The following is a 12,687-nucleotide window of genomic DNA, read 5'->3' on the forward strand; positions in this document are numbered from 1 at the left end:
GGCCTAACCGGGTAGGATCATGGTCTTACATGCAAAGCCGCCCCCCCAGGGGCTTCCCGCCCAGGAGATGGAAGTGCAGGTGGAACACACTCTGGCCGGAGTCCGGCCCACTGTTGCTCAGCAGGCGCCACCCGCGGCCGGCCACACCCTGTTCCTGGGCGAGGCGGGCGGCTACCTGGGGGAGACGGCCCACGGCCACGGCGATCTCCGGCGTCATGTCCGCCAGACCCTCGCAATGCGCCTTGGGAATGATCAGCAGGTGCACCGGCGCCTGGGGCGAGATGTCTTTGAAGGCGAGCAAGCTGTCATCTTCATACACTAGGGTCGCGGGGATTTCCTTCCGCGCGATCTTGCAGAACAGACATTCGTTCCTAGCGCTGCTCATCAGGACCCCCCATGTTCCACATCATCTTGCACCAGCCCGAGATTCCGCAGAACACCGGAAGCATCGGGCGCCTCTGCGTGAACAACGGGGCGAAGCTCCACCTGATCCATCCCCTGGGCTTCGACACCAGCGACTACTACCTGCGCCGGGCGGGGCTCGACTACTGGGAGAAGCTGGAGCCCACCCACTACGAGAGCTGGGAGGACTTCCTGGCCCGCAACCCCGCCATGCGCCTCTGGTTCTTCAGCACCAAGGGGGCCAAGCGCCACACTCAGATCCCATGGGCCTTCGGCGACGGCCTGGTGTTCGGCCGGGAGACCGTGGGCCTGCCCGACGACCTGCTGGCGGCCCACAAGGACCAGTTGGTGCGCATCCCCATGCTGGGCGACCACCATCGCAGCCTGAACCTGGCCCAGGCCGCTGCCATTGGCCTTTACGAGGCGCTGAGGCAGACTGAAAACTGGTAAATCGCCCCACCGGAGCCTCCATGAGTCAAGCGCCGATCCGCGTCGTCATCGCCAAGCCCGGCCTGGATGGGCACGACCGCGGTGCCAAGGTCGTGGCCCGCGCCCTGCGGGACGCCGGCATGGAGGTCATCTACACGGGCCTGCGCCAGACGCCCCAGCAGATCGCCGCGGCCGTGGTGCAGGAGGACGCGCGCGTGCTGGGCCTGAGCATCCTCAGCGGCGCCCACAACCAGATCTTCCCCGAGGTCATGCGGTTGCTGAAGGAGCAGGGTGCGGACGATGTGCTGGTCTTCGCCGGCGGCATCATCCCCGACGAGGACATCCCCGGCCTCAAGGCCCTCGGCATCCGCGAGATCTTCCAGCCCGGCACGAACACCGACGACGTGGTGGCCTTCATCCGGAAGGAAGTCCGCGACTGATGGCCAAGACCTCGCCCCTGTACGAGTGCACCGCCTGCGGCGCCCGCCATCCCAAGGCCCTGGGCAAGTGCACGGCCTGCGGCGCCTGGGACACGGTACAGGAGGTGCGCGGGTCCTTGAAGCGCGACCTCCAGCGCGCCGGGTCGGCCTATTCGCAGAGCCACTACACGGGCCCCGTCGCCCTTCCCGACGTGGAGGTGACGGACACCCAGCGCAGCCCCACGGGGCTTGTCGAGCTCGACCGCGTGCTGGGCGGTGGCGTGGTGCCGGGCATGGTGGTCCTCCTCGGTGGTGAGCCGGGCATCGGCAAGTCCACTCTGCTGCTCCAGTGGGCCGCGCAGGCAGGGGAATCAGGCGTGGAATCCGGGCTTGGCCCGGAAGACACGCGGGGAGCGCGAGGGGGACGCAGAGAGAGCGAAGCGAACGGGCGGTCCCCCTCGTCTAGTACCGTCCTCTACGCCAGCGGCGAGGAGAGCGAGCGGCAGATCAAGCTGCGGGCGCAGCGCCTGGGAGCCGAGAACCCCGGCATCCACCTGCTGGCGGAGACGGACGTGCGCCGCATCATCGAGGAGGCCGAGCGCATGAAGCCGGGCCTGCTGCTGGTGGACAGCATCCAGACCCTCTTCGATCCCGATTTCGAATCGAGCGCTGGAAGCGTCAGCCAGGTGCGCGGCTGCGCCGCCATGCTCACCCGCTGGGCCAAGACCACGGGCACGCCCCTGGTGCTGGTGGGCCACGTCACCAAGGACGGCGGCCTCGCGGGCCCCAAGGTGCTGGAGCACCTGGTGGACACGGTGCTGGCCTTCGAAGGCGACCGGCACCACCACCACCGCCTGCTGCGCGCCCTCAAGAACCGCTTCGGCGCCGCCTTCGAGCTGGGCGTCTTCGCCATGACCGAGAAGGGCCTGGTGCCCGCCGAGGGCAATCCCTTCTTCCTGGACGCCGAACCCCGCCCTGGCTGCGCCGCCACGGTGGTGCTCAGCGGCACCCGGCCCATGGTGGTGGAGATCCAGGCCCTGGTGGCCGCCGCGGGCCTGGGCATCCCCCGCCGCACGGCGCTCGGCATCGACGGCCAGCGGCTGTCCATGCTCTGCGCCGTGGCCGAGCGCCGCGGCGGCGTGCAGCTCCACGACCGCGACGTCTACGTGAACGTGGCCGGCGGTCTGGAGATCGAGGACCCAGCCGCGGACCTGGCCGTCATCGCCGCCCTGTGCAGCAGCGCCACGGGCCGCCTCCTGGCCGAGAAGGGCCTCTTCATGGGCGAGGTCGGATTGACGGGAGAAGTCCGCCCCGTGGCCCAGCTTCCGCTGCGTCTCCAGGAGGGCGCCCGCCTCGGTTTCGCCTGCGCCGCCGTGCCCCGCCTGGGCCTCGAAGGGAAGAGCCCCCTCGACCTGTTCCCCGAGACCAGCGTGGAGCGCCTGCGAGGCAAGGCGTGGCTGAAGGGCGTGGTGGAAGAGTAGGCCGTATCCCCCATCCAGCCTATGCTCTTCCGATGACCTGGAGACCCGTCCCGCGGGCGGAAGTGGATGCCCGCTCGCTGCCCCTCGATCCCAAGCAGGGCTACCTGCTGTCGCGCCTGGACGGGACGCTGGACATCCCCACCCTGGCCGCCCTCACGGGCCTTGGCCAGGACCAGCTAACCGGCATGCTCCGGGATCTGGTGGCCCTGGGGGCCGTGATGCCGGAACCCCCCGTGGCCCGCCCACGCCAGGAAGCGCCACCACCGTCGCATCCGCGTGAATCCCAGGCGGAGAGAACGGAAGGAGGCGGGGAAGCCGAAGAGGACACCGAGGAGTACACGCCCACGGCTGCCGCCCGGACGGCGACCCACCGCCAGCTCTTCGAGCAGCAGCTGCACCCGAAGCCCGTGGACGAGCGGGTGGCCCTGGCCCGGATCGCCGTGGAACCGGAATTGAGCGCCTGGTGCTTCGACCCCACCGCCGAGGTGATCCGTTCGGTGCTGGAGAACCCCCGGGTGGGCCCAGTCCACGCGCGCCTCATCGCGGCCCACCATCGCACCACGGCGGGCCTGGAGGCCCTGGGCGGTCGGGCCGGTTTCACGAACGACGCCGGCGTGCGCCGGGCCCTCCTCCAGAATCCGCTACTCCCGGCCAGCCTCTACCGCCGCCTCTGGTCCTCCCGGCGCTTGGCGGAGCAGTACCTGGTGGCCACGTCCCGCGACGCGCCGGAGCAGGTGCGCGCCATGGCCCGGGACCTGCTTCGCGCCAGCTTCACCCAGCGCACGGGCGAGGAGAAGGCCGAGCTCATCCTCACCACCGAGGGCCGCTGCCTGGCCAGCCTGGTCGGTCTCACGCTGGATGGCCACGCCACCGCCCTGCTCTGCCGCCGCACCTACGTCTCCACCCTGCTCATCCAGAACCTGGGCCGCTGGAGCGCCACGCCGCCCCAGCTCATCGCCCACCTCCGTCGACAGGACGCCGTGAAGCGCAACGCGCCCTTGCGACAGCTGCTGGAGCGGCATCCCAACGCAAGTTGACTGCTGCGAGCTGAGCTACCTTGTCACCCAGGTGGCGAAGGCCATCCAGAGCCCAGTGCCGGCCAGGGCCAGGCGCAGCCAGTGCGACAGGATGACGAAGAGCCCGCCCCACAGGAAGGCGGGATGCAGGCGGCCGGTGCGGCGGTGGTCGTAGATCGCGCAGCCGATCACCGCCAGGTCCGTCAGGCCGAAATAGGCCAGGGGCCCCGCCTTGGCGATGGCATCCAGCGGAATCCGCGCGATGGCCGCCGCCAGGATGCCCACGCAGGAGAGCAGCATGAGCCGCTTGTGGAAGTCCCCCTTGGCCCGCAACCAGAGGCCCGTGCCCACCAGCGTTCCGAACACCACCATGTCCCCCAGGGGCACCACCAGGAAGATCAGGGGCGGTGGCCCCGGGGAACGCCCCAGACGCGCGGCGTTGATGGCCGTCACCGTGCCGAGGACCAGCACCGCCACAGCGAGAAAGGCGCCGAGCATGCCGAGCTGCCGGTGCAGGTCCAGCCGGCGGATCGCCACCAGCCGTGTCTGCACCACGAACAGGCCGAACCAGAGGCTCATCACCAGCCCGTGCAGATGCAGCAAGGGGGACAGCGTGGGCGTGCCGAAGACCGCCTTGAGGTAGTAGGTCTTCGCGAAACCAAGGACCACGAGGAACGCCACCGCCCAGGCCGCGAAGGTATAGAGGCGATGCGGGGGGGCGAGTGCTATGCGACGCGAATCAAGGGCCATGTCCGTCCTCCGGGATGAGATCCCATGGGTGAGGCACTTCGGGGGCGATCCATTCAAACTAAGCCCATGAGACGCAAAATCAATTGTAAATTGACGATATTATTTTTAATCATGAAATGAATCATGCAAGCCCGGTTTCCAGGGATTCCCGCCCCCCTCCGCTAGACTGGCGTCATGACAGGCATGGAGGCAGGGGTGGCCGGATCCGACGAGCGTGACTATGTCCTCGGGACGCATCAGGAGGAGATCGAGCGACTGGGACTGCAGCACCGGGTCTGGCGCCCCCAGGTGCTGGAATGCTGGCGGCGGGCGGGGATCACGACTGGTTCCCGAGTGCTCGATGTGGGCTCCGGGCCCGGCTACGCCACGTTGGACCTGGCGGAGATCGTGGGTCCGACGGGCGAGGTCCATGCGGCCGAGCGCTCGGGCAACTTCCTCCAGCATGCCCGCGGGGCCTGCCAGGCGCGCGGCCTCGCGAACGTCCGATTCCATGAGCAGGACCTCATGGCGGGCCCCCTGGAGGTGGCAGACATGGACGCCACCTGGTGTCGCTGGGTGGCCTCCTTCGTGTCCGATCCCGCCAAGCTGGTGGCCACCGTGGCCCGGGCCCTGAAGCCCGGCGGCATGGCCATCTTCCACGAGTACCTGGACTACCGCACCTGGCGCCTGGCGCCTCCCTGCCCGCCCCTGGAGTCCTTCGTCTCGGAAGTCATGGCCAGCTGGCGGGCCTCCGGCGGCGAGCCGGACATCGCGCTTTCCCTCCCCACCCTGCTCGAGGCCGCCGGCCTCGCCGTGACGCGTCTCGAGCCGAAGATCTTCGTGATCCCGCCCACGGACTTCATCTGGAAGTGGCCCTCCGCCTTCGTGGAGACCAACCTCCAACGCCTCCTGGACCTGGGCCGCGTGGACGAGGCCTGGGTCCGCTCCGTGCGCGACGCCCTCCGCGCCGCCGAAGCCGACCCGAAGACCCTGATGATCACGCCCATGGTGTTGGAGATCGTGGCGGAGCGGCGGGGCTGACTGAAGGCAACGACACACGCGGAGGTCGCGGAGAAGGCTGAGGGACGTAGAGGAGATCAGGCAACAGCCTGATGATCATCTTCTCCGCCTACCTCCGCTTCCTCAGCGACCTCCGCGTGTGTCGTTTTGTTAGAGCAGTTCAGGGCTTCAGGCGTAGACCCGCTGCAGCCCCGGATCCTGGGTCAGCTCCTCGATGAGGTCGCGGACGCTGATCAGCTCGCGGAGCTTGGCGCCGTTGCTGCCGGTGAAGAAGAGGCCGTTCTCCTCGTCGCCCTTCATGGCGTCCGCCAGCCGGTCCGCGATGCAGTAGCCCACCGCCGCCGCGCCCTTGCCGTGGCCGCAGGGGGACAGGCAGTTGCTCACGCAGCGCACCTGGGGAGCGGTGCCCTCCTCGATGCGGCGCTGGAGGCTGGTGCGCACGCCCCGGGCGGGCAGGCCCACGGGGGACTTCATGAGGCCGATGTCCTCGGCCCGGGCGCGGAGGATGACCTCCTTGAAGATGGGCGAGGCGTCGCACTCGAAGGTCCCGATGAAGCGCGTGCCCATCTGCACGCCGGAGGCGCCCAGGGCCAGGAACTTCTGGATGTCCGCGTGGTCCCAGACGCCGCCGGCGACCAGGATGGGGAAGTCGCCCCACTTGTCCCGCTCCTCGATGACCTCGGGCAGGATGTTCTCCAGGGTGTGGGCCGGATCGGCGCAGCCCTCGTGGCTGAAGCCCTGGTGGCCCCCGCTCTCGGGCCCCTCCAGCACCACCGCGTCCGGCAGGCGGCTGAACTTCCGCTGCCACTGCTTGCAGATGACCTGAAGCGCGCGGCCCGAGGACACGATGGGCACCAGGGCCACGTCCGCGTCACCCACCATGCCCGGCAGGCCCAGGGGCAGGCCCGCGCCGGACACGATCATCTGGGCACCACCGGCCAGGGAGGCCTTCACGGCGGCCTCGTAGCCCTCGATGGCGCAGAGGATGTTCACACCCACGGCGCCGCGACCCTCGGCGCGCTCGCGCGCGGCGCGGACGATCCACTCCAGGGCCTTGGGGGGATTCAGCGAATCGGTGCCGTCGGGCCGGCCCAGGCGCATCTTGGGGCTGGCCGAGCCGTGGTAGCCCGTGCCAATGGCCGACACCAGGCCCACGCAGCCTTCGTGGGCCACAGCGCCCGCCAGGCCCTCCCAGGAGATGCCCACACCCATGCCGCCCTGCTGGATGGGGTAGGCCAGGTCGAGGTTGCGGATGCGCAGGCGGGGCAGCGTGCAGGCGCCCTTGCGCACCAGGGACTGGGCCATGGAATCGAGGCCCGCCATGAGCCGGGTCCGGAAGGCCGCCAGAGGCGATGCGTCCAGGAGGGAGGGCGTGCGGGGCTGGAGGCCCACGGCGCCGTCGGCCATGGCCTGCCGGGCCTCGGCCTCGGTGTCGGCCGTGGCCATCACCGGCAGACCCAGGTGCCGCAGAGCCGCCACCAGGCCCGCCCGGGCCAGGAGGCCTGAGGCGCCGCCGGCCTTGGCCTGGGCCGCCTCCTCGGCGTTCTGTACGGCCACGATGCGGGGCAGGTTCGCGTGGCGGAGCATGGCCAGGGTGGGGGGAAGCTCCGCCGTGTGCAGCAGGAAGGCCACGCCCGCCTCGCGGGCGGCGGCCATGACCGAATCCGCGCTGTCGCGGAGGCCGCGCAGGTCCAGCCCGATGCGGGCGCCCTCGCGCATGGAGGCCTTCAGTTCCTGCAGGCGCTCCCGCAGCTTAGCGGCGTCCGGAAAGGCTTCAGTGCGCGGCAGGGCCCAGCCCCCGGCGCGGAGGAAGGCGGCCTGGAAATCCATGGAACCGGGCGCCTGCCAGCCCTGGAGGGTCGGCAGGGACGCGGTGTTGAAGAAAGACTCGGACATGCTTGGCTCCGTGGGAGCGGAAACTGCTTTTCTCCCAATGTCATTCTGAGGCCATTTCCCTTGTGACGGGGTTCAACCTTCTACTCGGGGTCAAAATCACCTCCCCGAAAAGCCATCCGGCCCGGCGTCAGGATCCGCCAGGCCGGATGGTCGTGGATGTTCCATGCGCAACAGTTGCTATGTCAGCTCTTGACTGCCGGGGCTGGCACCTCGACGGGATCCAGGAAGGGCATCATGCGACGCAGTTCGCGGCCCACCTGCTCCAGCGGGTGGTCGTAGTCGGCGGCCCGCTGGGCTTCGAACCACTTGCGGCCCGTGCGGTTCTCCTCCAGCCAGGCCTCGGCGTAGCGGCCGTCCTGGATCTCCTTCAGGATCTCCTTCATTTCCGCCTTGGTCTGGGCGGTCACGATGCGGGGGCCCCCGGTGTAGTCGCCGTATTCGGCGGTGTCGCTGATGCTGTAGCGCATGTAGCTGAGGCCGCCCCGCTGCATCAGATCCACGATGAGCTTCAGCTCGTGCAGGCACTCGAAGTAGGCGATCTCGGGCTGGTAGCCGGCCTCCACCAACGTCTCGAAGCCGGCCTTCACCAGGGCCGAGGTGCCGCCGCAGAGGACGGCCTTCTCGCCGAAGAGGTCCGTCTCGGTCTCCTCGGTGAAGGTGGTCTCCAGCACGCCGGCGCGGGTGAGCCCGATGGCTGCGGCATAGGAGAGCGCCACCGCCAGGGCCTGCCCGCTGGCGTCCTGGTGGACGGCCACCAGGCCCGGTGTGCCGCCGCCTTCCACGAAGACCTCGCGGACGCGGTGGCCGGGGCTCTTGGGGGCCGCCAGACTCACGTCCACGCCCGCAGGCACCTCAATGCAGCCGTAGCGGATGTTGAAGCCGTGGGCGAACATCAGGGTCTTCCCCGGCGTCAGGTGGGGCGCGATGGATTCCTGGTAGAGCGCCGCCTGGCCCGTATCCGGGGTGAGCACCATGACCACGTCCGCCCAGGCCGCGGCCTCGGCGGGGGTGGTGACGGTGAGGCCCTGGGCTTCCGCCTTGGCGCGGGAGGCGGAGCCGGCCGGGAGGCCCACGCGGACGTGGACTCCGCTGTCCTTTAGGTTGAGGGCGTGGGCGTGGCCCTGGGAGCCGTAGCCCAGGATGGCGACCTTGCGGGCGCGGATGAGGCCGAGGTCGGCGTCGTAGTGGATCTTGGCCATGGGAGGCTCCTTGGGTGGATGGGCGGTGGGTGGAAGGAAGGGTCAGACGGACATGGCCTGGTTGCTGGGCGCGGGGGCGGGCGCGCGGCGTGGGACTTCCGGCGAAGCACGCGGGCCGCGGGCCATGGCGACGGCCCCCGTGCGTCCCAGCTCGAGAATCCCGAAGGGCCGCAAGGCGTCCACCAGGGCGTCGATCTTGTCGGGGCCGCCGGTGCATTCGATGGCGAGGCTGTCGCCGGCGATGTCCACCACGTTGGCCCGGAAGACCTGGGCGAGTTGGAGGACCTCGGACCGCACCTCGAGGCCCGCCGCCACTCGGATGAGGGCCAGGTCTCGCACCACCTTGGGCCGGTCGCCCAGCTGCTGGACCTCGAGGACACTCACCTGCTTCTTGAGGTGTTCCACCGCCAGTCTCACGGTGGCTTCTTCGGCGTCTACGACGATGGTCATGCGGGACTGGCGGGGCCGCTCCGTGGGACCCACGGTGAGCGAGTGGATGTTGAATCCGCGGCGGCGGAACAGCGAGGCCACCCGCGTCAGCACGCCCGGTTCATCATCGGTGTAGACCACGAGCACATGGGGCATGGGATTCCTTTCAGACGGGGTCGGATCCGGTTTCGGCGATGGCGCTGGCATGAGTGGCGGGACGGCGGATCATCTCGTGCAGCGCTGCCCCGGCGGGGACCATGGGATAGACGCTGTCCTCCTGCTCCACCCGGAACTCGATGAGGGCAGTGCCCTCGGCGGTCCGGGCCGCGGCCACGGCGCTGGCGAGGTCCGCCCGGGTGTCCACGCGCTGGCCGTGGATGCCGAAGGCGCCGGCCAGCTTCACGAAGTCCGGCGACAGGATGGGCGTTGCGGCGTAGCGGCCCTCGTAGAACAGGGCCTGCCACTGGCGGACCATGCCGAGGAAGCCGTTGTTGATGATGGCGATGTTCACCTTCACGCCCTCCTGCACGGCGGTCATCAGCTCGGCGAAGGTCATCTGGAAGCCGCCGTCTCCCGCCACCACCCAGACCTCGGCCTCGGGCCGGGCCAGCTTGGCGCCGATGGCGGCGGGGAGGGCGAAGCCCATGGTCCCGGCGCCCCCGCTGGTGATGAGGCTGCGCTCCGCGTCGTGGTGGTAGTACTGGGCCTCCCACATCTGGTGCTGGCCCACGTCCGTCACCACCACCGCGTTCCCGCCCGTGAGGCGCCAGAGGTCGTGCATCACGTGGGCCGCGTAGAGGTGGCCGTCATCGGGCAGGTTCTTGATGTCGCGCACGGCGGAATCGCCCCGCCAGCCGCGGATCTGCTTCAGCCACTTGGAGCGGTCCGCCACGGGGATGTCCGGCAGCAGGGCCCGCAGGACCGTGAGCAGGTCCCCGGCGATGGCCACGTCCACGGGCACGTTCTTCCCCAGCTCGCTGGCGTCGATGTCGATGTGGATCTTCTTCGCGTGGGGGGCGTACTCCTTGAGCTTGCCGGTCACGCGGTCGTCGAACCGCATGCCGAAGGCCAGCAGCAGGTCCGCCTCCTGGATGGCCTTGTTCACCCAGGCCTCGCCGTGCATGCCCATCATGCCGAGGCTGAGGGGATGCGTGGCGGGTACGGCGCCCAGGCCCAGGAGGGTCAGGGCGAAGGGGATGTCCGCCCGCTCGGCCAGGGTCAGGACCTCGGCCCGGGCGCCGGACATCTGGATGCCGTGGCCCGCCAGGATGATGGGCCGCTTGGCGTGGCGGATCAGCTCCAGGGCCCGGGCCAGGGCCTCGGGATCCAGGGGTGGCGGCAGGTGGCGCAGGTGCCGGATGGGCTCCGCCGCCTCCCAGTCGAGGTCCGCGCGGCCCTGCTGCGCGTCCTTGGTGATGTCCACCAGCACCGGTCCCGGGCGTCCGCTCTTCGCCACGGCGAAGGCCTCCCGCAGCACGGGCACGATGTCCGCGGCCCGCGTCACCAGGTAGTTGTGCTTGGTGACGGGCAACGTGATGCCCGTAATGTCCACCTCCTGGAAGGCGTCCGTGCCCAGCACGCCGGAGCCCACCTGGCCCGTGATGGCCACCATGGGTGTGGAATCCATCATGGCCGTGGCCAGGCCCGTCACCAGGTTCGTGGCGCCGGGGCCTGAGGTGGCCACGACGACGCCCACCCGGCCGGAGGCCCGGGCATAACCGTCGGCCATGTGGGCCGCGCTCTGTTCGTGCCGCACCAACACGTGGCGGATGTCGTAACCCACCATGGCGTCGTAGGCGGGCAGGATCGCGCCGCCCGGGTAGCCGAAGACGGTGCTGATGCCCTCGCGGAGCAGGCATTCCCAGATGAGCTGGGCCCCGGTGTGCGTTCCGCCGGTGGTCATGGGTCCTCCTTCACTGGGCCAGGGTGATGGCGCCCTCGGCCGCGCTGGCGACCGTGGCGGCGTATTTGGCGAAGACTCCCGTCCGGTAGCGCGGCGCCGGGGCCTTCCACTCGGCCCGGCGCTTCGCCAGCTCCGCCTCCGGCACCTTCAGGTCCAGGCGCCGGGTGGGGATGTCGAAGACCACCGTGTCGCCCTCGCGCACCAAGGCGATGGGACCGCCCACGGCCGCTTCCGGAGCCACATGGCCCGCCATGAGGCCCCGGGTGGCCCCGGAGAACCGGCCGTCCGTGAGGAGCGCCACGGACTCGCCGAGTCCGGCGCCCACCAGGGCCGCCGTGACGCCCAGCATCTCGCGCATGCCGGGGCCGCCCTTGGGGCCCTCGTAGCGGATCACCACCACGTCGCCGGGGTCGATGCCGCCCGCCTGCACGGCGGCGAAAGCGTCCTCCTCGTGCTCGAAGACGCGCGCCGGGCCCGTGTGGTGCAGGCGCTCGTGGCCAGCCACCTTGATGACGCAGCCTTCAGGCGCCAGGCTGCCCCGCAGGATCACGAGGCCGCCGCTGGGCTTCAGGGGCCGGTTGAAGGGCCGCACGACTTCCTGTCCCGGCGTCTCCGGCGCGCCGGCCAGTTCCTCGCCCAGCGTGCGGCCGGTCACGGTCAGGGCCGCGCCGTGGATGAGCCCACCTTCCAGCAGGCGGTTGGCCACCAGCCGGATGCCGCCGGCGGCGTAGAGGTCCGGGGCCATGAACCGCCCGCCGGGCTTCATGTCCGCCAGCAGCGGGGTGCGCGTGCTGACGCGGTCGAAGTCCTCCAGCGTGAAGGGCACGCCCGCCTCCCGGGCCAAGGCGAGGTAGTGCAGGACGGCGTTGGTGGATCCGCCTGTCGCCGCCACGGCCGCCACGGCGTTCTCGAAGGCCTCGCGGGTGAGGATGGCGCTGGGGCGCAGATCGCGCTTCAACAGCTCCATCACCAGGCGTCCGCAGGTCTCCGCGGCCTCGCCCTTGCGGGGATCCTCCGCGGGAATGCCATTGAGGCCCATGGGGCTCAGGCCGATGAGCTCCAGGCTGGCGGACATGGTGTTGGCCGTGAACTGGCCACCGCAGGCACCGGCACCGGGACAGGCGGCATCCTCCACCTCCTTCAGCCCCGCATCATCCAGCTTGCCGGCGCTGTGGGCGCCCACGGCCTCGAAGACGTCCTGCACCGTGAGGTCCTTGCCGCCGCAGTGTCCCGAGGCCGTGGAGCCGCCATAGAGGATCAGGCCGGGGATGTCCAGGCGGGCCAGGGCCATGGCCACGCCGGGGTTGGTCTTGTCGCAACCGGAGAGGCAGACCAGGCCGTCGAAGGCGTTGCCCCGGGCCACCAGCTCGATGGAGTCGGCGATGACCTCGCGGCTCACCAGGGAGGCCTTCATGCCCTCGGTGCCCATGGTGATGCCGTCGCTGATGGAGACCGTGCAGAACTCCATGGGCGTGCCGCCGGCGGCGCGGACGCCGGCCTTCACGCGCTCCGCCAGCGCCTGCAGGTGGTAGTTGCAGGGACCGATCTCGGTCCAGGTGTTCGCGATGCCGATGATGGGCTTCGCCAGGTCCTCGTCCGTGAAGCCGATGGCCTTGAGCATGGCCCGGGCCGGGGCGCGGTCGGGCCCCTGGGTGATGACCCGGCTGCGGCGGTTGAGCGGTTGTCCTGCGTCTGACATGGTCTTCCTCTGTGGGAAGGCCACCGACCTCGGGGATGACAGGACCAGATGTGAAAAGGCCCCGC

At 70.1% G+C, this 12,687-nt stretch carries 12 protein-coding genes; 5 read left to right on the plus strand and 7 right to left on the minus strand.

The window, feature by feature from the left end; translation table 11 throughout:
- Positions 1-25 precede the first annotated feature (25 nt).
- Positions 26-385, minus strand: coding sequence for a histidine triad nucleotide-binding protein (locus MLE64_RS03940; RefSeq protein WP_243316272.1), 360 nt, complete (start codon positions 383-385; stop codon positions 26-28).
- Between the two features lie 11 nt (positions 386-396).
- On the opposite strand from MLE64_RS03940, the gene MLE64_RS03945 reads away from it, so the two are divergent.
- From MLE64_RS03945 to MLE64_RS03960, 4 genes are read left to right on the plus strand one after another with little or no spacing between them, the layout of a single operon-like run.
- On the plus strand, positions 397-852 hold the full coding sequence (locus MLE64_RS03945; protein ID WP_243316281.1) for a tRNA (cytidine(34)-2'-O)-methyltransferase: 456 nt from the start codon (positions 397-399) through the stop codon (positions 850-852).
- 20 nt (positions 853-872) lie between these two features.
- Positions 873-1,271 carry a cobalamin B12-binding domain-containing protein gene (locus MLE64_RS03950; RefSeq protein ID WP_243316299.1) on the plus strand — a complete coding sequence of 133 codons (399 nt, stop codon included), beginning with the start codon at positions 873-875 and terminating at the stop codon, positions 1,269-1,271.
- Entirely contained in the window at positions 1,271-2,731 is a 1,461-nt protein-coding gene (locus tag MLE64_RS03955; RefSeq protein WP_243316301.1) for a DNA repair protein RadA, read from the plus strand. Before MLE64_RS03950 ends, MLE64_RS03955 begins: the two co-directional genes overlap by 1 nt.
- Before the next feature lie 32 nt (positions 2,732-2,763).
- Positions 2,764-3,768 carry a hypothetical protein gene (locus MLE64_RS03960; protein ID WP_243316303.1) on the plus strand — a complete coding sequence of 335 codons (1,005 nt, stop codon included), beginning with the start codon at positions 2,764-2,766 and terminating at the stop codon, positions 3,766-3,768.
- Positions 3,769-3,783: 15 nt separating this feature from the next.
- Here MLE64_RS03960 and MLE64_RS03965 read toward each other — a convergent pair whose 3' ends face one another.
- Positions 3,784-4,497, minus strand: a complete 714-nt coding sequence (locus MLE64_RS03965) for a hypothetical protein (protein WP_243316311.1) — start codon at positions 4,495-4,497, stop codon at positions 3,784-3,786.
- Between the two features lie 195 nt (positions 4,498-4,692).
- Here MLE64_RS03965 and MLE64_RS03970 point away from each other — a divergent pair, with 195 nt between their 5' ends.
- Positions 4,693-5,517, plus strand: coding sequence for a class I SAM-dependent methyltransferase (locus tag MLE64_RS03970; RefSeq protein ID WP_243316313.1), 825 nt, complete (start codon positions 4,693-4,695; stop codon positions 5,515-5,517).
- A gap of 147 nt (positions 5,518-5,664) precedes the next feature.
- Here the strand turns inward: MLE64_RS03970 and MLE64_RS03975 are convergent, their stop codons facing one another.
- The 5 genes from MLE64_RS03975 to ilvD all read right to left on the minus strand — a co-directional run bounded on the left by MLE64_RS03975 (position 5,665) and on the right by ilvD (position 12,622).
- Entirely contained in the window at positions 5,665-7,392 is a 1,728-nt protein-coding gene (locus tag MLE64_RS03975) for an NAD(P)H-dependent flavin oxidoreductase (RefSeq protein ID WP_243293916.1), read from the minus strand.
- Positions 7,393-7,574: 182 nt separating this feature from the next.
- A complete protein-coding gene (gene ilvC, locus MLE64_RS03980) occupies positions 7,575-8,591 on the minus strand; it encodes a ketol-acid reductoisomerase (RefSeq protein ID WP_243316314.1) in 1,017 nt (338 codons plus the stop codon).
- A 42-nt stretch (positions 8,592-8,633) separates the two neighbouring features.
- On the minus strand, positions 8,634-9,176 hold the full coding sequence (gene ilvN / locus MLE64_RS03985; RefSeq protein ID WP_243316324.1) for an acetolactate synthase small subunit: 543 nt from the start codon (positions 9,174-9,176) through the stop codon (positions 8,634-8,636).
- 10 nt (positions 9,177-9,186) lie between these two features.
- Positions 9,187-10,923, minus strand: a complete 1,737-nt coding sequence (ilvB, locus tag MLE64_RS03990; RefSeq protein ID WP_243316327.1) for a biosynthetic-type acetolactate synthase large subunit — start codon at positions 10,921-10,923, stop codon at positions 9,187-9,189.
- 10 nt (positions 10,924-10,933) lie between these two features.
- On the minus strand, positions 10,934-12,622 hold the full coding sequence (gene ilvD, locus MLE64_RS03995) for a dihydroxy-acid dehydratase (protein ID WP_243316329.1): 1,689 nt from the start codon (positions 12,620-12,622) through the stop codon (positions 10,934-10,936).
- Positions 12,623-12,687 lie beyond the last annotated feature (65 nt).

Origin of the sequence: Geothrix paludis, from assembly GCF_022808815.1 — a bacterium.
GTDB lineage: Bacteria > Acidobacteriota > Holophagae > Holophagales > Holophagaceae > Geothrix > Geothrix paludis.